This is a genomic window from Vreelandella olivaria, assembly GCF_023507745.1.
GTDB lineage: Bacteria > Pseudomonadota > Gammaproteobacteria > Pseudomonadales > Halomonadaceae > Vreelandella > Vreelandella olivaria_A.
In genome coordinates this window covers 158,404-179,695 of record NZ_JALPZO010000112.1, presented here as the reverse complement: position 1 = coordinate 179,695, position 21,292 = coordinate 158,404, and the positions used below count along the sequence as shown (strand labels likewise).

Genomic DNA, 21,292 nt, shown 5'->3' with positions numbered 1-21,292 from the left:
ATAGAATGTCCCTTAGCATATACATTCCGACTCCAATGATTCTCCGGCAAGGATCGCGCCCTGCGATGAATATACCCAACATACTGACTCTGGTTAGGATCGTCTTTATTCCGCTATTGGTAGTGCTTTTTTACCTGCCTTTTAGCTGGAGCATGCCACTTGCAGCGGGGTTATTTGCATTAGCCTCCGTCACCGACTGGCTGGATGGCTACCTCGCCCGACGCTGGAACCAGTCAACACCCTTCGGTGCATTTTTAGATCCCGTTGCCGACAAACTGATGGTCGCAGTCGCACTGGCACTGCTTATCGAACGCTTCGACACCCTGTTTTTAACGTTGCCTGCACTGGTGATTATTGGCCGTGAGATCGTTATTTCTGCCCTACGTGAATGGATGGCGGAAATGGGCAAACGTGGCATGGTGGCTGTGTCATGGATTGGGAAGCTTAAAACCACGCTACAGATGGTCGCCATACTTGTTCTACTGGCCTTCCCTCCAGGGCACGATATGGCACTCTTAGGCGTTGTGGTGCTTTATGCGGCAGCCATTCTGACCCTGTGGTCAATGATCCAGTATTTAAAAGCAGCCTGGCCACACCTTAGCCGTTCAATGTAAGCGACGAGCGATATCTGTTTGTACTGGCTAACAAACTCATTGATTGACAAGCTCGTTTTGGTGCGTATAATTCGCCCTCGAGTCGAGCGGGAATAGCTCAGTGGTAGAGCATCGCCTTGCCAAGGCGAGGGTCGGGAGTTCGAATCTCCTTTCCCGCTCCAACGACTCCATAAGGCTGGATGGCAGAGTGGTTATGCAGCGGACTGCAACTCCGTGTACGCCGGTTCGATTCCGACTCCAGCCTCCATTTCCTCTGTAGCGTTGGTGATTTGATAACCTGCGATACACTGCCCGGATGGCGAAATTGGTAGACGCAAGAGACTTAAAATCTCTCGGGGGCAACCCCGTGCCGGTTCAAGTCCGGCTCCGGGCACCATATCTTCCTCTTATTACCCTTCTGCTTTCTCTCTCGTCTGTCCCACTGCTGACATAAGTGGCGTTATTTTATATTTGCTCATCGCCAAGCGTTTATGGTCACGCTATGATGCCTGCCTTTATATACATAGCGATTGCTTGAACGAAGAAGGAGCGGCCCCCATGAGCACGCCAACATCCGACGTACTTATTATCGGCGGCGGCGTCGCCGGTTTAAGCCTTGCGCTTGAAGTCGCTAACCACCTGTCAGTGACGTTAGTACGTCCAGCGCTTGAAGACAATGGGGCCAGCCGTTGGGCACAAGGCGGCATCGCCGCCGTACTCTCTCCAGATGATGATATGGAAGCCCATATACGCGATACTCTTGTGGCCGGTGACGGGCTATGCGACATAGAAGCTGTTCGCTATACGGTAAACCACGGCCCAGCTGCCATTCAGTGGCTAATTGAGAATGGCGTGCCTTTTACACCGGATACAGACCCAGTCGCGCGCTACCCCTATCATCTTACCCGCGAAGGGGGCCACAATGCCCGACGCATCATCCACGCCGATGATGCTACCGGGCGAGCCGTTATAGATACGCTCCTTGGCAAGGTTAACGCCCACTCCAATATTACCCAGCGCAACGATCTGACAATACTAAACCTGCTCAGCGATGCTGCAGGACGTTGCCTCGGGGCACAAGGGGTTGATACGCAGCAGCACTACCACACCCTACTGGCAAGCCATACGGTGCTAGCAACCGGGGGGGCCAGCGGACTATACCGGCACACGACCACTCCCTCCCCCAGTAGTGGCGAAGGCATGATAATGGCGGCGGAACTCGGCGCCACCCTGATGAACCTTGAGTTTCAGCAGTTTCATCCCACCTGCCTATATGACCCAGAGGGGCCGGCCTTTTTAATCAGCGAAGCCGTACGCGGAGAAGGCGGCTATCTCCTCAACGATGCGGGCCATCGATTTATGCCCGATATTGACCCCCGTGCCGAGTTGGCCCCCAGAGATGTGGTGGCCCGAGCAATTGACACGCAAATTCAGCAAAGTAGCCAAGGGCATGTGTGGCTGGATATACGCCATCTCGGGGAGGCCTCTATTCGCCACCACTTCCCCACCATCCTTGCTCACTGTACCTCGCGGGGTATTGATATCGTTCACCAACCGATCCCCGTGGTACCTGCCGCACACTACAGCTGCGGCGGTATAGCCACCGACCATCGTGGCGCAACCGATGTTGCCAATCTCTACGCTATTGGTGAAACAGCCTATACAGGCCTGCATGGCGCCAATCGCATGGCCAGTAATTCATTACTGGAATGCCTGGTATATGCACGTAGCTGCGCCCAATACTTGCTTACGCAGCCACGTATCCAGACACGCAGTCGCCAATCCCCTCTGCAGCGCTTGCACCCACCCTCTCAGGTCGATACGCAAATGCTAACGCAGTTGCGCAATACCATGCGCAGCGTTATGAGCCAGCATGTTTCCATTGTACGCAGCAACCAAGGGCTGGCTGCCGCGTACAAAACGCTGAAAAGCATCAAGGAGCAATTGCAGAATATCGATAGGGAGTGCGCTCACCCGGAGAGTATCCGTCTTTGGCAGGCTGTTAGCCTTGCCCAACTGACGGTACTGGCCGCCAGCCAACGCCATGAGTCCCGGGGGCTTCACTACACTATTGACTGGCCTGGTACGCAAGACAATGCCCGCGCATCCAAGCTCAGCCTGAAGGATGCAGCTGACAAACTAGCGCCCAGGACGATGGCATAATCGACGCAGGGCGCGGTGGCTATGGGGTGGCAAACTATCGGGCCATAGCCATAGCCGCTGTGGCCCAACATATAAACCAAGCAGCCAAGGGCCTACATAGTCGCAGCGCACTGACTGCTCCTCCTCCAGCTCGCCCCCCATCAGCACCCAGCGTCCCGAAAGCCGGCTGCCGTTTTTCATAAGCTGTAGGGTACCTACCGGCTGAGCTTTATACTGGCGCCACAGGACACATGCCATGATCAGGGCAATGCCTGCCACCACCCAGAGTGGCATCACCCAGGCACCTGTTATGCATAACCCAATGGCCAAAGAAGCATTCACGCAGCTTTGATATTTAGAGCGTACGATAAGCAGAGTTATCGGTGGTCTCAGCATGTTCAACGATCATTTGAACAATACGACGCTGGGAAGGCTCCTCGGGCCATTCCCGATGCATCAGCCATACAAACAGATCCTGATCCTCCTCGGTAATTAAACGCTCATAAGCCAGCTGGTCCTCTTCGCTAAGCGCATCAAAGCGTTTCTCAAGAAAGGGGATCAGCAGCAAATCCAGCTCCCACATTCCACGTCGTGAGTGCCAGTAAAGCCGCTTGCGCAGTATGGCTGCGGGGGATGTATCGTCGCTCAAGGTCAGCCTCTCATGATAGGTAAAATGAGAAGCCAGTATACCGAAGCCACAGGGTCGCGCCAGCGCCGTCCTTCGCCTATGCTGTAATTCAGTCTAGTACCTTGTTTTATCTGAATTGTTTTATGTCGTAATGCGCAGTATGCTGAACTCGATGTTATCGAGGTCGCATGCGCGTACGGCCTTTAAAGTTCGCAGGGAGCCAACCGATGACCAAATCTGAACTAATCGAACAAATTGCGATGCGTCAACCGGAGCTATCCGCCAAAGAAGTTGAGACGGCGGTGCGTATTATCCTGGATGATATGACCGATGCCTTAGCCAGTGGCGGGCGTGTGGAAATTCGCGGCTTTGGCAGTTTTTCACTGCATTACCGTGAACCACGCACCGGGCGAAATCCAAAAACCGGCGACCCTGTCGATTTGGATGGCAAATACGTACCCCATTTCAAACCGGGTAAAGAGTTACGAGAGCAGGTCGATGCGAGTCGTGCACTGGGCTATTAATAAGCTTTAAGCTAGCTTGCGACCTTCTGCGGGATGACGTCACGCTCCGACTCAGACACAATAGAGCCACCGTGAATGTCACTGACTAGGAAACTCTCATGCGTTGGATCAAAGGGCTGATTCTGGCCGTTATCATGCTGGTTGTGATGCTAATCGGCATTCTGTTTGCCGTTAACAACCAGCAAACCATTGCCTTGAATCTGATTTGGGCCGAACTGCCCCCTGTTTCGCTTTCCGTATGGCTGCTGGCCACACTAGCCTTTGGTGTCATATTGGGCATGTTAGCCATGCTGGGCGTTTATATTAGGCTTAAAGCACGCCTTGCACGTAGCGAACGCCATAATAAACAGCAGCGTAAGGAGCTGGATCGCTTACGCACTCAGGAGTTCAAGGAACTGGCGTAAATGCATGATGCCGTGCTGCTGGGCGTGCTGTTGGCAGCCATTTCAATAGGCTTCGGGCTGGGTATGCGCCATGGCTCTCGTCGTAGGCGAACCTCCGCCGCATCCCGATCACCCAGCTTATCGCGGGAATACTTCGTTGGGCTCAACTACCTGTTAAATGAGCAGCCCGACGAAGCCATTAATACATTTATCAATGCTCTCGACGTAAATAGCGATACCGTGGAAACACATATTGCTCTCGGTAAGCTTTTTCGCACACGAGGCGAGGCTGATAAAGCGGTCAGCATCCACCAGAACCTTCTTGCCCGCCCGGCGTTATCCCCTGCCACAAACGAGCACATCCAACTCGAGCTGGCCCGGGATTTTATGGCGCTGGGCGTTCATGATCGCGCTCAACGCTTGCTACGCACACTGTTAGAACAATCTGTTAACAGCACCTACCACCAAGCAGCCAAGCGCTTATTGGTTGACTTGCTGGAGCGCGAAAAAGAGTGGCAGGACGCTCTGGATGTGGTGCAACCCATGCTTAAACAGCAGCCAGGCATGCGCCGCCCCGCCGCCCACTGGCTATGCGAGCTGGCCCAGGTTGAGATTCAGCAGGCTAGCCGGGCACTGGCGCGAAAACACTTAAAGAAAGCTCTGCAACTGGATGAGCGCTGTGTACGTGCCACGCTACTTCTGGCTGAGTTGGAAATGGAGAACGGCCATTATAGCCGCACCATTGAATATCTGAGCCGTATTCCTCGGCAAGATATTGCCCATATTCCCACCATGATTCCTGCCCTACAACGCGCTTATGAACGTAACAATGATACGGCTGGGTTTGAGACCCACCTCTACCAATTGCTTGGTCAGGCCCCCTATACCAGTGTCATTGTTTCACTGGGCGAGCTTATTCACCATCGCGACGGCGTGGATAGCGCTATAGAGTGCACAGGTGAGTGGCTCAGAGAAGCTCCCAGCCTGGGTGGGCTTGATTATCTGATCGATCTTTACCTCGAAAGCCAGCGCTTAAGTGGCAAAACACCCCCTGATACCCGCCTGCTGTTACTCAAACACCATACCAACGCGCTCTTGGAAGGCAGGCCCCGCCATCGCTGCCGCCGCTGCGGCTTCGCCAGTGATAGCCTGGCCTGGCAGTGCCCCAGTTGCCGTCGTTGGGGCACCATCAAGCCCATTACCGGTGTTGAAGGTGAATAGCGGAAAGCACTCTCACGAAGCACCCAGCTCCGTTTCAATAGCGGCCAACGCCATCATGGGGTCTTTTGCCTGAGTGACCGGTCGCCCCACTACTAAATGGCTACTTCCCGCCCGCATTGCATCACTGGGAGTCATAATTCTCTGCTGATCATTGGCGGCAGCGAAGCCCGGCCGGATACCAGGGGTGACCTTCAGGAAGTCACTACCACACTGTGCATTGATCTGTGCTGCTTCTTGTGCGGAGCATACCACCCCGCCCAAACCACTCTGTTGAGTTAGCATGGCCAAGCGCATCACCTGCTCTTCCGGCATGGCCACCACGCCGGTTTCATTTAAATCCTCGGCCTGCATGCTGGTCAGCACAGTGACCGCAATCAGGTGGGTAGAAAAGTTGTGATCCTGTAGACGCTTGGCGGCTACCTCCATCATTCTGCGCCCTCCCGAGGCATGCACATTCACCATCCATACGCCTTGCTCGGCAGCCGCTTGCACCGCGCCCGCCACGGTATTGGGGATGTCGTGAAACTTGAGGTCAAGAAACACCTCGAACCCGCGCCCGTGCAGGGCCTCCAGAATAGCGGGGCCGCTACGGGTAAACAGCTCCTTACCCACCTTCACACGGCAGCGGGCAGGATCTAACTGATCGGCCATACATAAAGCAGCGTCAAGGGAGGGGTAATCCAAGGCGATAATCAACGGGGATTCGGTGGTCACACGCTCACTCCAGATATATTTTTGCCGTATTGTAACAGTCTCCCATCCCTAGCTGTGTAAGCAATTTGCCATACCTGTATAGCAAAAAACTTACACGCCGTGTCGTCAATCGCTGACAGAAACCAAGTGCTTACCAAGCTAAATTAACCAAGCGGAGTCAAGACAGTGAGACAACGCTAACCGTCGCACTTTTAGGCAACTCACCTAAAGTGCTCTATTGTCAGTTAACGCAAAGGAAATAAACGATGCAAACTACGTTCAAAAGAGTATTGGCTGCCCTGCTGTTAAGTTTCTGCCTGGGTGTTTCTGGTACTGCCCTGGCGCAAACAGTAGCACCTATCAATATCAACACTGCGGATGAAGAGTTACTGGCAGAGCTACCGGGCATTGGCCCTACCCGTGCTGCCGCCATCATTGAAGAGCGAGAGGCCAATGGTGCATTTGAAAATGCCGATGATTTAGCCCGTGTCAGTGGTATTGGTGTGGCCACTGTTGACCGTATGCGCGATCAAATAACATTTGACGAGTAATACCATGTCGCCCAACCGCTCGACGGCCAGCGCCGAGCGGTTGTAAAGAGATATACCATTTAGCAGCTGTCACCGGGGATACGAACCCTGCCCTCCATTAACACCCGTGCACTGCGGCTCATCACCGCTTGATCAATCTGCCAGCGCCCATCCACCAGACTGGCCTTGGCCCCTACACGCAGCGAGCCGGAAGGATGCCCGAACGTGACCGCCTCCCGCTCAACCCCACCTGCCGCCAAGTTCACTAGTGTCCCCTGAATAGCCGCCGCCGCACCAATCGCCACCGCTGCCGTCCCCATCATGGCGTGATGTAGCTTACCCATTGACAGCGCCCGTACCAGCAAATCAATACTATCCGCGTTAACCCGCTTACCACTTGAAGCCGTATAGCCGGATGGCGGAGCAACAAAGGCCACTTTAGGCGTATGCTGCCGGCCGACTGCCTCATCCACATGGTTAATCAACCCCATACGCACAGCACCATAGGCACGAATCGCCTCAAACATTGCCAGGGCCTTGGCATCACCATTAATCTCTTCCTGAAGCTCGCATCCGGTATAACCGATATCCTCAGCATTGATAAATACGGTTGGGATACCGGCATTGATCAGCGTTACTTTCAAAACGCCCACCCCCGACACCTCCAGGTTATCAACCAGATTTCCGGTAGGAAAAATTGCTCCTTCACCATCGGCAGGATCCATAAAGGCCACGGGAATTTCAGCAGCGGGAAAGGTCACACCATCCAGCTCAAAATCACCAGTTTCCTGAACCTGACCATTTGTGATCGGCACCTGGGCCACAATGGTTTTCTGGATATTAACCTGCCAGATACGCACTTCCGCCATACCGTTTTCGGGCACCTTGGCCGGGTTCACTAATCCATTGGCAATGGCATAAGGCCCCACCGCCGCAGAAAGGTTACCGCAGTTGCCGCTCCAGTCCACAAAGGGCTTATCAATGGACACCTGACCAAACAGATAATCCACATCATGATCCGATGACTCACTCTTGGACAGAATCACCGTCTTACTGGTACTGGAGGTAGCTCCTCCCATCCCGTCAATCTGCTTTTCGTAAGGGTCGGGGCTACCAATCACCCGCAGTAAAAGCTTATCCCGAGCCTCACCCGGTACCTGAGCGGCTTTAGGCAAATCATTAAGCGTAAAGAACACCCCTTTACTGGTACCACCGCGCATGTAAGTGGCAGGAATACTAATTTGCGCAACATGTGACATAGCAACTGACATAGCAACACTCCAATAAAATAGCCCGGCATCTGGTACCGGGCTACTGCGCTCACACCCGTTGAATCATGCAGCCGAGCGATAACGCTAGGCCGCAGTGGAGGCAAGGAAGTCCTGGGCAAAACGCTGCAGTACCCCACCTGCAGAATAAATCGTCACTTCTTCGGCAGTGTCCAGGCGGCATACCACTGGCACCTGTTCGCGGCTGCCACTCTGGCGGTGAATCACCAGTGTTAGCATGCCACGCGGCTCGGGGGCGCCTTCCACATCGAAAATTTCCGTACCATCCAGCGCCAAGGTTTTACGCGTGGTGCCCTCTTCAAACTGTAGCGGCATCACCCCCATGCCAATCAGGTTGGTACGGTGAATCCGCTCAAAACCTTCAGCAACGATCGCCTCAACGCCTGCCAGCGCAACCCCTTTTGCCGCCCAGTCACGGGAAGATCCCTGGCCATAGTCAGCACCGGCAATAATTATCAACGGTTGCCTACGTTCCATATAGGTTTCAATGGCCTCCCACATACGCGTTACGGCGCCTTCCGGTTCAATACGCGCAAGCGAGCCTTGTAGCACCTTGCCCTGCTCATCATGAACCATTTCGTTAAACAGTTTCGGATTCGCCAGCGTCGCGCGCAGTGCGGTCAAATGATCCCCCCGATGGGTGGCATAAGAGTTAAAGTCTTCCTCTGGCAGGCCCATTTTATGCAGGTACTCACCTGCTGCACTGTCGAGCAGAATGGCGTTCGAAGGCGAGAGGTGATCAGTGGTGATGTTGTCCGGCAAAATAGCCAGTGGCCGCATCCCTTTCAATCCCCGCTCCTTCGCCATATTGCCCTCCCAATAAGGCGGGCGACGAATATAGGTGCTTTGGGGGCGCCATTCATACAACGGGCTGACCTGGGAGCGTGTACTCTTATCGAGGTCAAACATCGGGATATAGGTTTGCCGAAACTGCTCCGGCTTAACCGCCGCTTTTACGATGGCATCAATTTCGCTGTCGTCAGGCCAGATATCCTTCAGCGTGACGGGGTTGCCATCATGGTCAACGCCCAGCACATCCTTTTCGATATCAAACCGAATGGTACCCGCAATAGCGTAAGCCACCACCAACGGAGGGGATGCTAAAAATGCTTGCTTAGCGTAAGGGTGAATACGCCCATCGAAATTACGGTTACCGGAAAGCACCGCCGTGGCGTAAAGATCACGGTCGATAATTTCCTGCTGAATTTTTGGATCTAGCGCGCCGGACATGCCGTTACAGGTCGTACAGGCATAGCCCACCACACCGAAACCAAGATCTTCCAGCTCACCCATCAAGTTGGCTTCTTCCAAGTACATCTTGACGGTTTTAGAACCGGGCGCCAACGATGACTTCACCCAGGTTTTGCGGGTCAGCCCCAAACGATTGGCATTACGAGCGATCAATCCAGCCGCCACCATATTTCGTGGGTTAGACGTGTTGGTGCAGCTGGTAATTGCGGCAATAATCACCGCGCCATCCGGCATTCTGCCTGCCTGCTCATCGGCCCTGGCTTTGTCCAGATCAATGGCAATGCCACGATGAGCAAGCTCGGATGTGGGCAAATGGGCATGGGGATTAGATGGCCCCGCCAGGGTGCGCGTCACGCTGGAGAGATCAAACGTCAGCACTCTCTCATACTCAGCGGTTTTCAGGCTATCGGCCCACAAGCCGGTTTGCCTGGCATAGGCCTCTACCAGTGCTACCTGCTCATCTTCACGCCCAGTGAGCTTGAGATACTCAATGGTTTGCTCGTCGATGTAGAACATCGCTGCTGTGGCACCATATTCCGGCGTCATATTGGAGATCGTCGCACGATCCCCCACCGTAAGCGCGTCAGCACCTTCACCGTAAAATTCCAGGTAGGCCCCTACCACACGCGCTTTGCGCAGAAACTCAGTAATCGCCAGCACCATATCCGTGCCGGTAATACCCGGCTGCAACTTGCCGGTTAGCTCCACACCAATGATATCCGGCAGACGCATCATTGATGCGCGCCCCAACATCACACTTTCTGCTTCCAGGCCACCGACCCCTACCGAAATAACGCCCAAGGCATCTACCATAGGGGTATGGCTATCAGTACCCACACAGGTATCCGGATACACAATGAGCGCGCCCTTGTCATCTGGACGGCACTGCACCACCGGCGACATTTTCTCCAGATTGATCTGGTGCATAATGCCGTTGCCCGGCGGAATCACGTCGACGTTCTCAAAAGCCACTTTGGTCCAGTTGATAAAGTGGAAACGGTCATCATTACGACGATCTTCTACCTGTCGGTTTTTCTCAAAGGCATCCTTCTCAAAGCCTGGATGCTCAACCGCCAATGAATGATCAACAATCAGCTGTGTGGGCACCACAGGATTCACTTTAGCCGGATCACCGCCCTTCTCTGCAATTGCATCACGCAGGCCTGCCAGATCAACCAGTGCGGTTTGGCCAAGAATATCGTGGCATACCACCCGCGCCGGGTACCATGGAAAATCCATCTCCTGCTTGCGCTCGATCAGCTGTTTCAGCGCATCGTTGAGCAGCCCTGGGTCACAGCGGCGCACTAGCTGTTCGGCCAGTACCCGGGAGGTATAGGGTAGCGTGGCGTAGGCACCCGGCTGAATATCATCGATGGCTTGGCGCGCATCAAAGAACTCTACCGGCGCACCATCTACCATCACGCCCGGTAGTGGCTTGCGATAATTCGTGTTCATAACGCCTCTCACTTAGTCACCACAGGCTCGGTCAGTCACGCGCTTCGATGGGCACCCATTCACTCTTCTCAGGGCCAATATAATCAGCGCTGGGGCGAATAATGCGGTTATTGGCACGCTGTTCAAACACGTGGGCTGCCCAGCCGGTCACCCGAGACATAACGAAAATCGGTGTGAACAGCTTGGTGGGAATATCCATAAAATGGTACGCACTGGCATGGAAGAAATCCGCGTTGCAGAACAATTTCTTCTCGCGCCACATAACCTCTTCACAGCGCACGGAAACGGGATACAGCACGGTATCGCCCACGTCATCAGCTAATTTTTTCGACCACTCTTTAATAATCTCGTTACGCGGGTCTGACTCCCGGTAGATGGCGTGGCCGAAGCCCATAATTTTCTCTTTGCGCTCCAGCATGCCCAGCATTTCACTCTCGGCCTCTTCTGGTGATACCCAGTTCTCAATCATTGCCATGGCGGCTTCGTTAGCACCACCATGCAACGGGCCACGCAGCGAGCCAATCGCGCCAGTTACACAGGAGTGCATATCGGAAAGCGTCGAGGCACACACACGGGCGGTAAAGGTGGATGCGTTAAATTCGTGCTCGGCGTAGAGAATCAGCGAAACATTCATGACGCGGGCATGCAGCTCAGACGCCGGTTCACCTCGCAACATGTGCAGGAAGTGACCACCTACGGAGGCATCATCGGTTTCGGTATCAATGCGAACGCCGTCATGACTGAAGCGGTACCAGTAGCAAATGATGGAGGGCAGCACGGCCAACAGTCGGTCGGCAACATCCTGCTGCTCGTCGAAGCTCTCTTCTGTTTCCAGGTTACCCAGCATGGATGCACCGGTGCGCATTACATCCATCGGATGGGCCTCTTTCGGAATCTGCTCAAGCACGGTTTTCAACGCATCCGGCAGCCCGCGCAGCCCTTTTAGCTTGGTAATATAGTGATCCAGTTCTGTACGGTTCGGTAGCTTACCCTTCAATAATAGATAGGCCACTTCTTCAAATTGGGCCTTTTCGGCCAGTTCTTTAATATCAAAACCGCGATAAGTTAATCCTGAACCGGTTTTACCTACTGTACATAGCGCAGTGACGCCTGCGCTTTGGCCTCGCAATCCTGCTCCTGCTAGGGGTTTATCAGCCATGTCGTGTCTCCTATTGTGCTTTGTTTTGTATTTTTAGTTCTTAAAATGGTGAATAACGGCCATCAGGTGTCCTGCTGTTCTGCAAAAAGTGCGTCCAGTTTCTGCTCGAAATCGTGGTAGTTCAAAAAGCCATAAAGTTCATCGCGGGTCTGCATGGTATCCACCACCTCTTTTTGGTGACCGTTATCGAAGATGCTTTGATAAACTCTTAGTGCTGCAGCATTCATGGCACGGAACGCCGAAAGCGGATAGAGCACCATGCGACAACCAACCTCGCCCAACTCTTGCTGAGTAAACAGAGGCGTTGCACCAAATTCAGTGATGTTAGCCAGAATGGGAGCATTTACCCGCTGACAAAACGCCTGGTAGTCATCCAGGGTGTGGACCGCCTCAGCAAAGATGGCGTCAGCACCAGCTTCAACGCAGGCGTTAGCACGCTCAATCGCCGCATCCAACCCCTCTTTTTGGAACGCATCAGTGCGGGCTATCAAATAGAAATCCGGGTCCAGTCTGGCATCTGCGGCGGCCTTGATGCGGTCAACCATCTCTTGCTGGGACACAATGGCCTTATTGGGGCGGTGACCACAGCGTTTTTGGGCTACCTGATCCTCCAAGTGCACTGCGGCAACGCCTGCGCGCTGCATCTCTTTGACAGTACGCGCAATGTTAAAGGCACCACCCCAGCCAGTATCGATATCTACCAGCAACGGCAGATCGGTTGCACCGCAAATACGGTGGGCGTCTTCTACCACGTCGTTCATGGTGGTCATGCCCAGGTCCGGCAGGCCAAATGAAGCATTTGCCACGCCTCCGCCGGACAGATAAATCGCCTGGTGCCCCACGCGTTCGGCCATCATTGCCGTATACGCATTAATTGTGCCCAAAATAGGCAACGGGCGACTGCTCTCCAGCGCTGCACGAAAGCGAGCACCAGGAGTAAGTGTGGTGGGTTTGGCTGTAGACATGGGCGTTAACTCCTAAACATGGATATTCGGGTCAAGACTGACTTAATCCGCAGGTGTTGTTGATTGTTGTTCGAGAATGGCGGCGTAGCGGTCTGCCACGTTGGCTCGGGAGGCACTGACATGGCGGCGCATGAGCAGTTCGGCCAGCTCGGCATCACCCGCTTCAATGGCGTCCACAATACGGTGGTGCTCTACAAACGCCCGCTGGGGCCGCGTGCCACTGGCACTGAACTGAGTGCGGTAGAGACGCACCAGATAATAGAGGTCATCGCATAACAGGTTCATCAGCATTTTGTTATGGCTGCCTTGCACAATGCGATAATGAAAATCCAGGTCACCTTCCCTTTGGTAATAGGCTTCACCCCGCTTTAAATCAGCCTGACCTTCGTGCAGCGCCAGCACATCGCGCAGCCCCTGTATTTCTTCCGGCGACATATGCTCAGCAGCCAAACGTGCCGCCATACTCTCTAATGCTTCACGTACATCGAAAAGCTCTAACAGCTCTTTCATGGAAAGTTTAACGACCCGCGCACCCACGTGAGGCACCCGTTCAATTAGCCGGTGAGCTTCCAGGCGGCGCATGGCTTCACGCAGCGGCCCACGGGAAATACCATACGTTTTGGAAAGCCCCGGCTCGGTAATTTTACTGCCGGGAGCCAACTCACCACGTACAATCGCATCTTGTAATTGGTGAAATACCCGCTCGGCCAGCGTGCGAACTTCTGGTGACACCTGTTCGAAGGGGGCATCAGCCGACTGGCAGGAAGGAGAAACAAGTAAGGTCATGGCTAATTGTCGACAATTATGGAATAGAAGAACTTTAGCCTGACATAATTGTGCCGTCAACCATGCAAAATACCAGATTTTATACGTCTTTCGTTGTAAATTAAGTATAGGTACCCCTGCAAATGTCAACAATCCTACAGACAACATGAGGAATGATTGATAAAGCGTGAGAAAGGCGTCAAAGCCTTTGCTGGTATGCAGGATTAACGACCACTAAAATGTGCCGCCCCCCCTGGCTAGGCGTTTGCTTCATGACATCGGCGTTGACCATTACAGCCCTGCCCTACTCTCCCGCTCCGCTGGAGACGTTTTCACGACTGCGCCAACGCCCAGGCGCAGTGCTATTGGATAGTGGCCGTCCGGCCGCCTCAGGGCGTTATGACATTATGAGTAGTGATGCACTGGCAACGCTGGAAATCATGCCTAACGGAGAGCCGGTGTTTAACTCCTCCCAACTCCAAATACCTGAGACGCTGGCGGGAGACCCTACGGCACAACAACAGTGGATGCTTGACCAGCTGCCCATCTGCCCGCTCTCCAGCGAGTTGCCATTTTTAGGTGGCCTCATTGGCTACTGGAGCTATGACTTGGGCCGCGACCACTTGGCCATCTCCAGCCAACACACTCATGTCACGCGCCTGCCTATGGCACGTTTGGGCCTATATGACTGGTGTATTACGTTCGATCACGAGACACAACAGGCATGGCTGGTTGCCACACCTCAACGACGCAAACAGGTCATACAGTGGCTGAGCGCACCAACGGCGCCAGGAACTCCTTTTCAACTGACCAGCCCCTTTGCAGCGGAGCTTAGCCAGACAGAGTACACCAAGCGATTTACTATCGTGCAACGCTATATACGAGCGGGGGATTGCTACCAGATCAATCTCGCCCAGCGGTTTTCAGCCAATTATGAAGGGGATGTGTGGCAAGCCTACTTACGTCTTCGCAAGGCAACACCAACACCTTTTTCTGGTTTTATGGCCTGGAAAAACCAGGCGGTACTGTCACTCTCACCAGAGCGTTTTATTCAGTGTCGGGACAGAGTGGTGGAAACCCGTCCCATTAAAGGTACTCGCCCACGAGGTGCCACACCGGCAGAAGATCTTGCCCTCGCCGAGCAGTTACTCAGCAGCACTAAAGATCGTGCCGAAAACGTCATGATAGTGGATCTATTGCGCAACGACCTGGGCCGGGTATGCGACCCTGGCACCATCCGTGTTCCTCAGCTTTGCCAGCTAGAGAGCTACCCCAATGTCCACCATCTCGTCAGTGTGGTACAGGGTCAGCTTTCAAAGCAGCACACGCCGCTTTCACTTCTGTCTGCCGCGTTCCCTGGTGGCTCCATTACCGGTGCGCCCAAAATACGTGCCATGCAGATTATCGATGAGCTGGAGCCTTGCCAGCGCAGTGTTTACTGCGGCAGCCTGGGCTATATTGATACCAGAGGTAGCATGGACACTTCCATTGCCATCCGCACCATGGTGGCGGATGCAGGTACGCTGCACGTGTGGGGCGGCGGCGGGCTTGTCGCAGACTCAAAGGCGGAAGAGGAGTACACCGAAACACTGGATAAAATCCGCCACCTCATCGGTGCATTGGAATAAACACTAAAGCGTCTTAAATCAAAAAGAAATATAAAAGCCTAACTAAACGGTATTGGGGAGAAGCACCTCCCCTTTGGTAGCCTATGGCTAACCATGTTTTTACGACAAGGAGGCAGCATGTCCTCATCACTTGAAGTGATCAACCGTGACTTTGCCAATAACCCCCAAGCCTTGATTGAGTGGGCGTTTCATCAGGGCAAGCACCCCATCTGCACCACCAACTTTCGTCCATTTGAGGCAGTTATCCTGCATATGGTGACCCAGGTGCGCCCTGATACTCCCATCGTATGGATGGACAGCGGCTATAACACAGCGGCAACATACCAATTTGCCAATGAGTTAATTCAACGCCTTAAGCTAAATATGGTGAGCTTTCTACCCAAACGAACACGCGCCCACCGCGAAGCGTTGGAGGGACCCATGCCAGGCATCGACGATCCAGGCCATGCCGCGTTTACCCAGGAAGTGAAAATCGAACCGTTTGAGCGCGCTCTAAAAGAAATGCAGCCAGATGTCTGGTTTACGGCGCTACGCGCAGAAGATACGCCCGAGCGCGCAAAAATGCAGGTGGTTAGCCGCAACAGCGACGGCCTGTTAAAAGTAGCACCGCTACTGCAGTGGAGCGCCAAAGACATGTATCAGTACCTGCAAGCCCATGACCTGCCCAACAACTTCGACTACTTCGACCCCACCAAAGTGGAAGATAAACGCGAATGCGGCCTGCATCTGCAGCATTGATACACAGCAATGAGTGATCCATAGCGCCCAGGGCCAATATCTCTGGGTACTATGGTTCATCTTTTTTGGGTGCAGTGGAGCTCACTTGTCTAATATTCCGGCAGTTCAACGCTCTCGAACAACGCCTGCTCATAACGCGGACCCGCCATTAGCGCCTCATCGACCCGATCGCGGGTTAAATGTGGTGCAAAGCGCGCCAGAAAATCGTACATGTAACCACGCATAAAGGTACCCCGACGAATACCGATTTTCGTGGTTGAGCTGGCGAACAGGTGGCTTGCATCCAGTGCAACCAAGTCACCATCAAGCACCGGGTCAAAGGCCATATGGGCAACAATGCCAACCCCCATGCCCAGCCGGACATAGGTTTTAATGACATCGGCATCTGCAGCGGTCAATACAACATTTGGCGTCAGCCCCTTCGCCTTGAAGGCATCATCCAGTTGTGAGCGCCCGGTAAAACCAAAGACATAGGTAACCAGAGGATGCTCAGCCAACGCCTCTAAGGTTAGCGGCCTGTTTAACGTTGCCAGGGGATGGTCTTTCGGCACCAGCACACAGCGATTCCAGCGGTAGCAGGGTAGCAGCACCAGATCGGTAAACAGTTCCAGCGACTCGGTGGCAATAGCGAAATCCGCCTGCCCTTCACTAACCATTTGCGCAATCTGCTTGGGAGTCCCCTGCTGCATGTGCAGGGCAACGTCTGGATACTTCTGAGTGAATTCGCTGATAATCGGCGGTAAAGCATAGCGAGCCTGAGTATGGGTCGTGGCAAGCGCCAAACTCCCCCGGCGTTCATCACTGTGCTCCTGTGCTACCTGCTTGATATTTTCCGTTAGCTTGAGCACCTGGCCTGCAAGCTCAATGATTGACTGGCCGGCAGGAGTTACGCGGGTTAAGTGCTTACCGCTGCGTGCAAAAATCTCAACACCCAACTCGTCTTCCAACAGGCGTATTTGCTTGGAAATACCCGGTTGAGACGTAAACAGACTCTGCGCAGTGGCCGATACGTTCAAATTATGTCGGTTGACTTCCCAGATATAGCGAAGTTGCTGTAGCTTCATATCCTCACCTAATTATCTATGCAGGAAGCACGCTGAAGCGCACCTTTGCGCCGCTGCGGTTTCGCGCTTCACCCCAGGCGTCTTTCGCCCACACACTTATAGAGCACTAATTTGAATAAAAAAACTCCCCATAATTCGCTTATAGTATAAAAAATAGAGACTATGAGCATCTATTAATTTTACCTATGCGATGTCAAACCACAGCAGGAAATTTGCCAGCACTCTCTGCGCCCGCTAACATCTGGCAACTTGGCGCGGTGCAAGTGCGCTGGTAAATCGCGTAATGACCGTTGCTCCATTTGAGGCAACGAAACAGCAAGAGCAACGCAAAACGGGAGATGCAAATGGCTAATAATGTTGATGTCACCAACGCCAATTTCGAGCAAGAAGTCCTCAACGCCGAACAGCCTGTCCTGCTGAAATTCTGGGCCCCCTGGTGCGGTCCCTGCAAAGTAATGGCACCTGTTGTTGATGAAGTTGCTGCTGAGCGTGGCGACAATCTGAAAGTGGTTAGCGTTAACGTGGATGACGCACCTGAAATTGCTGCTGAGCAAGGTGTACGCGGCGTTCCAACGGTCATGCTGTTCAAGTCTGGTACCAAAGTCGCCTCTTTGGTCGGCGCCCAGTCTAAATCACAGCTGACCCAGTTCATCGACCAAAACGCATAAGTCAGCCCCCCCTACTACCGCCGACAGAGTCGGCGGTAGCTAGTTTTCCCTCTCCCAAGGTGGTTTACGCGCTTCAACCGAGCGGCACTTCTCGCTCGTTCTGCGTTTACCTGGCCCCAAAAGATGGGCCATCCAACGCGTTTGTGGATGGCTGTCCAAGGCAATTTTAAGTGTCATGGTCAGGACGACCGAAAGCAGCATTCCAACAGCCCCAAAGATCCATCCCCACACCACAAGAGAAAGAAACGCGACAAACGTGGAAAGTCCCAGTGCCTGCCCCATTACCCGCGGTTCAATAAGGTTTCCCAACACAAAATTGATGACCAGGTAAGCCGATGCAAGTATGAGCGCCTGGAATACCCCGCCGTCCTGAGCGACCAGTAACAACAGTACCGGCGGAATCGCCGCAAGTGCCGAGCCAATATTGGGAATAAAGTTAAGTGCAAAAGCCAGCACACCCCACAGTAGTGCAAACTCAACCCCCACGATCAGACAGGCGAGCCACACCAGCACCCCTGTAGCAAGGCTAATCACCGTTTTAACCGCCAGATAGCGCTTCAGCGTCAGGCTAAACTCGCTAAAACGCTTCAGGCTTGGCGCTGGATTTTCAAGCGCACGGGATATTTTGGCTCGAAAATTCAGTGTTTCGAACAGCATGAAAATGACCAGCAACGCCACAACACTGGCCTGCATAAACAGGTTGCCAAGCTCACCCAGCAGCTTAGGCACCCACGACTCATCCTCTTCCATGTTGAACAGTTGCCCCAATTGATCGGGGTTGATCGCCATACCATGTGCAGCGAGGGTATTGAGCAGATGCCAATAGTGCTCGTATAGGCGCGCCTCTATATCGGGCAGCGCTTCGATAAATGTACCAAAGCTGTTGACCACCAGTATGCCGATAAGGGATATAAACCCCAACAACACCAGCAGGGTAATAAATACAGCAGCACGAAGATTCAGCCCCCAACCATGTAGCCACTGCACAGGAGATGTACATACCACCGCAATAAATATCGCCAGCAACAGGGGTACCAGCAGGTCTGCACCGACCTTCATGCCCGCAATGATCACTACCAGCGCTGCAATAGCCAACGTAGCATTCAAAGGAATACTGCGATAATCCTCATCCGACAATTTCGACATAAGCCTATCCTTAGCGTATTACCCATACATAATGGCTGCATGTAGGATAATGCACAAACCATGCAAACAATAAGCAACTGTTTTTGATCCACTCTTAGCCAGTGAACTTTCCTGAATCGCTTGATTCCAAGCAACGTCACATTCGCATATACCAATTCGTATATACCACCGGCGAATGCCTATACAAGCAAGGAAGGTACTTATGACTACGGCACCAAAACATTTACAGTGGCTGCGCTATGGCGTACTCGGCAGTGCAATGCTCGCCCTTCTCGCCGCCCCGATAGCTCAGGCTGCCCCACCAGCCCCACCCAGCCTGCATGTACAGGCCCAGTCCTGGGTGGAAGTAGAACCTGACAAAGCCACACTTACCGCCCGACTGTGGGAAAACACGCCAGCCGTTTCATCACTGGAAGATACCGACAGCGAAGCGCTGGGTGAAGCACGTGAGCGGCTTGAAAACCGTGCCAGCCAGTTGATTGAAGCTATGGAAGCCATTGGTATTGAGCAACGTGCTATCAGTGCAGGCTCGCTTAACGTTTACCCAGACCATATTGCTGGCCCACGTAACGACAACGGCGAACGCGACACGCTGATTCGTACACGTCTGGAGCGCCCGTTTAGCATTGAGCTAACCGATTTAGACCAGTTGGGAGATGCGTTTGATGCGCTGATTGGCGCGGGTGTTAATGCGCTGGATGGCGTTCAATTCGATCTGCAAGACCGCGAAAGCGCCACCGATGAAGCATTAACCAAAGCGCTGGAAAAAGCCCACCATAAAGCAGAACTCATGGCGAGCACACTGGAGACTGAGCTGGGCCATGTACAGCGTATCGAAGAGACCCAATCGCCCATCTTCCAACCTCGCATGATGGCCATGCGCGCTGAAAGCGATGCCGTGGGCAGCGGTTCCGCCAGCGACTACCGCCCCGGCACCATTCGTATTGATGCCGGAGTCAATGTAGAGTGGACACTTAAAGGGCAAGACGCTCAAGGCCACCCAGATAGGGCTGAAGCGGCGCAGGAATAGTCACTGACCCATCGGCCTGCTGGTGGTTCTCAAGCACCGCCAGCAGGCAGCGGCCTACCGCCAACCCTGAACCGTTAAGGGTATGCAGCAGTTGCGGTTTTTTGGCATCTGGATGGCGATAGCGGGCCTGCATGCGCCGGGCTTGAAAGTCTTCGCAATTCGAAACCGATGAAATTTCCCGATACGTCTCCTGGCTGGGTAACCACACTTCCAGGTCGTAGGTTTTCGCGGCACCAAAGCCCATATCGCCAGTACACAGCGTTACCACCCGATAAGGCAATTCCAGCGCCTGCAGAATCGCTTCGGCATGGCCGCGCATCTCTTCCAGGGCATCATAGCTTTTTTCCGGTTCAACGATCTGTACCATCTCAACCTTGTCGAACTGGTGCTGACGGATCATACCTCGCGTATCGCGCCCGTGAGACCCGGCTTCACTGCGAAAACAAGGTGTATGAGCAGTCAGCTTTATAGGCAGTGATGCCTGCTCCACGATCTCGTCACGCACGAAGTTCGTCAATGGCACTTCTGAGGTGGGGATCAGGTGATATTCCCGCTCATCGTTTAGCTTAAACAGATCTTCGCCAAACTTAGGCAACTGACCAGTGCCCATCAGCGAATCCCGATTCACCATATAGGGCACGTAGCACTCTTCATAGCCGTGCTGCTGGGTTTGGGTATCCAGCATAAACTGGGCAAGAGCACGGTGCAGGCGAGCAATGGGCCCGCGCATTACCGCAAAGCGCGCACCCGTTAACTTGGCTGCCAGCTCAAAATCGAGGTACCCGGACTTTTTTCCCAGGTCAACATGATCCAGCACCGGGAAATCAAACTCACGCGGCGTACCCCAGCGGTGCAGTTCGACATTGTCATCTTCGCTTTTGCCTTCCGGTACACTGTCATGAGGCACATTGGGTATGCCACTGATGACATCATCCCACTCAGCCTGCACGTCAGCCAGTTCACGCTTGGCGTTATCCAGGCGCTCACCCAAATCGCTGACTTCATCCAACAGCGGCTGAATATCTTCACCGTTAGCCTTCGCCTTGCCAATCGCTTTGGAGCGCATATTGCGCTCGTTTTGCAGCTGCTCGGTCTGGGTCTGCAACTCACGACGGCGTGACTCCAGCGCCTGCAGTGCCGCCTTATCGAGTTCGAAGCCCCGCCGGGCCAGTTGTTGTGCTAGCGCATCAAGATCACCGCGCAGCAGTTTCGGATCGAGCATGAGTTATCCCTTGACCTGAATTCAGTGAAACACGGCACATACCGCCCGTGACAAAGGAACCTATTGTAGGCAAAAGCGCGGCGGGGAGCCATGGCTGCCTTGATGGGTAACAGTGGCTTGAATGATGTAAGCATTTTGCTATGGCAAAAGCCTACGCTTTAAGGCTAAGGTAACCAAACGACTAATCATAATGAGCCA

General features: G+C 53.7%; 21 protein-coding genes and 3 tRNA genes. 13 read left to right on the top strand and 11 right to left on the bottom strand.

Annotation, left to right across the window (positions count from 1 at the left end; genetic code table 11):
- Positions 1-65 precede the first annotated feature (65 nt).
- From pgsA to nadB, 5 genes are all read left to right on the top strand, one after another.
- Positions 66-614 (top strand): CDP-diacylglycerol--glycerol-3-phosphate 3-phosphatidyltransferase, encoded by a 549-nt coding sequence (pgsA, locus tag HP566_RS10465; RefSeq protein WP_249977201.1) that lies wholly within the window; start codon positions 66-68, stop codon positions 612-614.
- Between the two features lie 86 nt (positions 615-700).
- A tRNA-Gly gene (locus HP566_RS10460) sits at positions 701-775 on the top strand.
- 12 nt (positions 776-787) lie between these two features.
- A tRNA-Cys gene (locus HP566_RS10455) sits at positions 788-861 on the top strand.
- A 42-nt stretch (positions 862-903) separates the two neighbouring features.
- A tRNA-Leu gene (locus HP566_RS10450) sits at positions 904-990 on the top strand.
- 161 nt (positions 991-1,151) lie between these two features.
- Positions 1,152-2,756 carry an L-aspartate oxidase gene (gene nadB / locus HP566_RS10445; protein ID WP_249977200.1) on the top strand — a complete coding sequence of 535 codons (1,605 nt, stop codon included), beginning with the start codon at positions 1,152-1,154 and terminating at the stop codon, positions 2,754-2,756.
- On the opposite strand, the gene HP566_RS10440 is transcribed toward nadB, so the two are convergent.
- Complete coding sequence (locus HP566_RS10440; RefSeq protein ID WP_249977199.1) at positions 2,733-3,029, bottom strand: hypothetical protein; 297 nt, start codon at positions 3,027-3,029, stop codon at positions 2,733-2,735. The genes nadB and HP566_RS10440 overlap by 24 nt on opposite strands.
- A gap of 61 nt (positions 3,030-3,090) precedes the next feature.
- Positions 3,091-3,384, bottom strand: coding sequence for a succinate dehydrogenase assembly factor 2 (locus HP566_RS10435; RefSeq protein ID WP_249977198.1), 294 nt, complete (start codon positions 3,382-3,384; stop codon positions 3,091-3,093).
- Positions 3,385-3,590: 206 nt separating this feature from the next.
- Between HP566_RS10435 and HP566_RS10430 the strand changes: the two genes are divergently transcribed.
- The 3 genes from HP566_RS10430 (at position 3,591) to lapB (ending at position 5,491) form a co-directional block, all read left to right on the top strand.
- Entirely contained in the window at positions 3,591-3,887 is a 297-nt protein-coding gene (locus tag HP566_RS10430; RefSeq protein ID WP_030070297.1) for an integration host factor subunit beta, read from the top strand.
- A 98-nt stretch (positions 3,888-3,985) separates the two neighbouring features.
- Complete coding sequence (locus HP566_RS10425; protein WP_249977197.1) at positions 3,986-4,291, top strand: LapA family protein; 306 nt, start codon at positions 3,986-3,988, stop codon at positions 4,289-4,291.
- Positions 4,292-5,491, top strand: coding sequence for a lipopolysaccharide assembly protein LapB (lapB, locus tag HP566_RS10420; protein WP_249977196.1), 1,200 nt, complete (start codon positions 4,292-4,294; stop codon positions 5,489-5,491).
- Positions 5,492-5,503: 12 nt separating this feature from the next.
- Here the strand turns inward: lapB and pyrF are convergent, their stop codons facing one another.
- Positions 5,504-6,205, bottom strand: a complete 702-nt coding sequence (pyrF, locus tag HP566_RS10415; protein WP_249977195.1) for an orotidine-5'-phosphate decarboxylase — start codon at positions 6,203-6,205, stop codon at positions 5,504-5,506.
- A 245-nt stretch (positions 6,206-6,450) separates the two neighbouring features.
- Between pyrF and HP566_RS10410 the strand changes: the two genes are divergently transcribed.
- Positions 6,451-6,735 carry a ComEA family DNA-binding protein gene (locus HP566_RS10410; RefSeq protein ID WP_249977194.1) on the top strand — a complete coding sequence of 95 codons (285 nt, stop codon included), beginning with the start codon at positions 6,451-6,453 and terminating at the stop codon, positions 6,733-6,735.
- A 59-nt stretch (positions 6,736-6,794) separates the two neighbouring features.
- Here the strand turns inward: HP566_RS10410 and prpF are convergent, their stop codons facing one another.
- From prpF to HP566_RS10385, 5 genes are all read right to left on the bottom strand, one after another.
- Positions 6,795-7,973, bottom strand: a complete 1,179-nt coding sequence (gene prpF / locus HP566_RS10405) for a 2-methylaconitate cis-trans isomerase PrpF (protein WP_249977237.1) — start codon at positions 7,971-7,973, stop codon at positions 6,795-6,797.
- 96 nt (positions 7,974-8,069) lie between these two features.
- Positions 8,070-10,709 carry a Fe/S-dependent 2-methylisocitrate dehydratase AcnD gene (acnD, locus tag HP566_RS10400; protein WP_249977193.1) on the bottom strand — a complete coding sequence of 880 codons (2,640 nt, stop codon included), beginning with the start codon at positions 10,707-10,709 and terminating at the stop codon, positions 8,070-8,072.
- A 31-nt stretch (positions 10,710-10,740) separates the two neighbouring features.
- A complete protein-coding gene (gene prpC, locus HP566_RS10395) occupies positions 10,741-11,868 on the bottom strand; it encodes a bifunctional 2-methylcitrate synthase/citrate synthase (RefSeq protein ID WP_249977192.1) in 1,128 nt (375 codons plus the stop codon).
- A gap of 62 nt (positions 11,869-11,930) precedes the next feature.
- Positions 11,931-12,833: a methylisocitrate lyase gene (prpB, locus tag HP566_RS10390; RefSeq protein WP_249977191.1), complete on the bottom strand. Its 903-nt coding sequence runs from the start codon at positions 12,831-12,833 to the stop codon at positions 11,931-11,933.
- A gap of 42 nt (positions 12,834-12,875) precedes the next feature.
- A complete protein-coding gene (locus HP566_RS10385; RefSeq protein WP_249977190.1) occupies positions 12,876-13,619 on the bottom strand; it encodes a GntR family transcriptional regulator in 744 nt (247 codons plus the stop codon).
- 251 nt (positions 13,620-13,870) lie between these two features.
- Here HP566_RS10385 and pabB point away from each other — a divergent pair, with 251 nt between their 5' ends.
- Both pabB and HP566_RS10375 read left to right on the top strand, forming a co-directional pair.
- Complete coding sequence (gene pabB / locus HP566_RS10380; RefSeq protein WP_249977189.1) at positions 13,871-15,226, top strand: aminodeoxychorismate synthase component I; 1,356 nt, start codon at positions 13,871-13,873, stop codon at positions 15,224-15,226.
- A gap of 117 nt (positions 15,227-15,343) precedes the next feature.
- On the top strand, positions 15,344-15,964 hold the full coding sequence (locus HP566_RS10375; RefSeq protein ID WP_249977188.1) for a phosphoadenosine phosphosulfate reductase family protein: 621 nt from the start codon (positions 15,344-15,346) through the stop codon (positions 15,962-15,964).
- Positions 15,965-16,053: 89 nt separating this feature from the next.
- Here the strand turns inward: HP566_RS10375 and cysB are convergent, their stop codons facing one another.
- On the bottom strand, positions 16,054-17,028 hold the full coding sequence (cysB, locus tag HP566_RS10370) for an HTH-type transcriptional regulator CysB (RefSeq protein WP_249977187.1): 975 nt from the start codon (positions 17,026-17,028) through the stop codon (positions 16,054-16,056).
- A 344-nt stretch (positions 17,029-17,372) separates the two neighbouring features.
- Between cysB and trxA the strand changes: the two genes are divergently transcribed.
- On the top strand, positions 17,373-17,696 hold the full coding sequence (gene trxA / locus HP566_RS10365) for a thioredoxin (protein ID WP_016914369.1): 324 nt from the start codon (positions 17,373-17,375) through the stop codon (positions 17,694-17,696).
- Between the two features lie 39 nt (positions 17,697-17,735).
- Here the strand turns inward: trxA and HP566_RS10360 are convergent, their stop codons facing one another.
- Positions 17,736-18,842: an AI-2E family transporter gene (locus HP566_RS10360; protein ID WP_249977186.1), complete on the bottom strand. Its 1,107-nt coding sequence runs from the start codon at positions 18,840-18,842 to the stop codon at positions 17,736-17,738.
- A 202-nt stretch (positions 18,843-19,044) separates the two neighbouring features.
- On the opposite strand from HP566_RS10360, the gene HP566_RS10355 reads away from it, so the two are divergent.
- Positions 19,045-19,872 carry an SIMPL domain-containing protein gene (locus tag HP566_RS10355; protein ID WP_249977185.1) on the top strand — a complete coding sequence of 276 codons (828 nt, stop codon included), beginning with the start codon at positions 19,045-19,047 and terminating at the stop codon, positions 19,870-19,872.
- On the opposite strand, the gene serS is transcribed toward HP566_RS10355, so the two are convergent.
- Positions 19,817-21,094 carry a serine--tRNA ligase gene (serS, locus tag HP566_RS10350; protein ID WP_249977183.1) on the bottom strand — a complete coding sequence of 426 codons (1,278 nt, stop codon included), beginning with the start codon at positions 21,092-21,094 and terminating at the stop codon, positions 19,817-19,819. The genes HP566_RS10355 and serS overlap by 56 nt on opposite strands.
- Positions 21,095-21,292 lie beyond the last annotated feature (198 nt).

Excerpts from the sequence above, each read along its gene's own strand:
- pgsA (WP_249977201.1), top strand. The coding sequence starts at position 66 with ATGAATATACCCAACATACTGACTCTGGTTAGGATCGTCTTTATTCCG.
- nadB (WP_249977200.1), top strand. The coding sequence starts at position 1,152 with ATGAGCACGCCAACATCCGACGTACTTATTATCGGCGGCGGCGTCGCC.
- HP566_RS10440 (WP_249977199.1), bottom strand. The coding sequence starts at position 3,029 with ATGCCACTCTGGGTGGTGGCAGGCATTGCCCTGATCATGGCATGTGTC.
- HP566_RS10430 (WP_030070297.1), top strand. The coding sequence starts at position 3,591 with ATGACCAAATCTGAACTAATCGAACAAATTGCGATGCGTCAACCGGAG.
- HP566_RS10425 (WP_249977197.1), top strand. The coding sequence starts at position 3,986 with ATGCGTTGGATCAAAGGGCTGATTCTGGCCGTTATCATGCTGGTTGTG.
- lapB (WP_249977196.1), top strand. The coding sequence starts at position 4,292 with ATGCATGATGCCGTGCTGCTGGGCGTGCTGTTGGCAGCCATTTCAATA.
- HP566_RS10410 (WP_249977194.1), top strand. The coding sequence starts at position 6,451 with ATGCAAACTACGTTCAAAAGAGTATTGGCTGCCCTGCTGTTAAGTTTC.
- prpF (WP_249977237.1), bottom strand. The coding sequence starts at position 7,973 with ATGTCACATGTTGCGCAAATTAGTATTCCTGCCACTTACATGCGCGGT.
- acnD (WP_249977193.1), bottom strand. The coding sequence starts at position 10,709 with ATGAACACGAATTATCGCAAGCCACTACCGGGCGTGATGGTAGATGGT.
- prpC (WP_249977192.1), bottom strand. The coding sequence starts at position 11,868 with ATGGCTGATAAACCCCTAGCAGGAGCAGGATTGCGAGGCCAAAGCGCA.
- prpB (WP_249977191.1), bottom strand. The coding sequence starts at position 12,833 with ATGTCTACAGCCAAACCCACCACACTTACTCCTGGTGCTCGCTTTCGT.
- HP566_RS10385 (WP_249977190.1), bottom strand. The coding sequence starts at position 13,619 with ATGACCTTACTTGTTTCTCCTTCCTGCCAGTCGGCTGATGCCCCCTTC.
- pabB (WP_249977189.1), top strand. The coding sequence starts at position 13,871 with ATGACATCGGCGTTGACCATTACAGCCCTGCCCTACTCTCCCGCTCCG.
- HP566_RS10375 (WP_249977188.1), top strand. The coding sequence starts at position 15,344 with ATGTCCTCATCACTTGAAGTGATCAACCGTGACTTTGCCAATAACCCC.
- cysB (WP_249977187.1), bottom strand. The coding sequence starts at position 17,028 with ATGAAGCTACAGCAACTTCGCTATATCTGGGAAGTCAACCGACATAAT.
- trxA (WP_016914369.1), top strand. The coding sequence starts at position 17,373 with ATGGCTAATAATGTTGATGTCACCAACGCCAATTTCGAGCAAGAAGTC.
- HP566_RS10360 (WP_249977186.1), bottom strand. The coding sequence starts at position 18,842 with ATGTCGAAATTGTCGGATGAGGATTATCGCAGTATTCCTTTGAATGCT.
- HP566_RS10355 (WP_249977185.1), top strand. The coding sequence starts at position 19,045 with ATGACTACGGCACCAAAACATTTACAGTGGCTGCGCTATGGCGTACTC.
- serS (WP_249977183.1), bottom strand. The coding sequence starts at position 21,094 with ATGCTCGATCCGAAACTGCTGCGCGGTGATCTTGATGCGCTAGCACAA.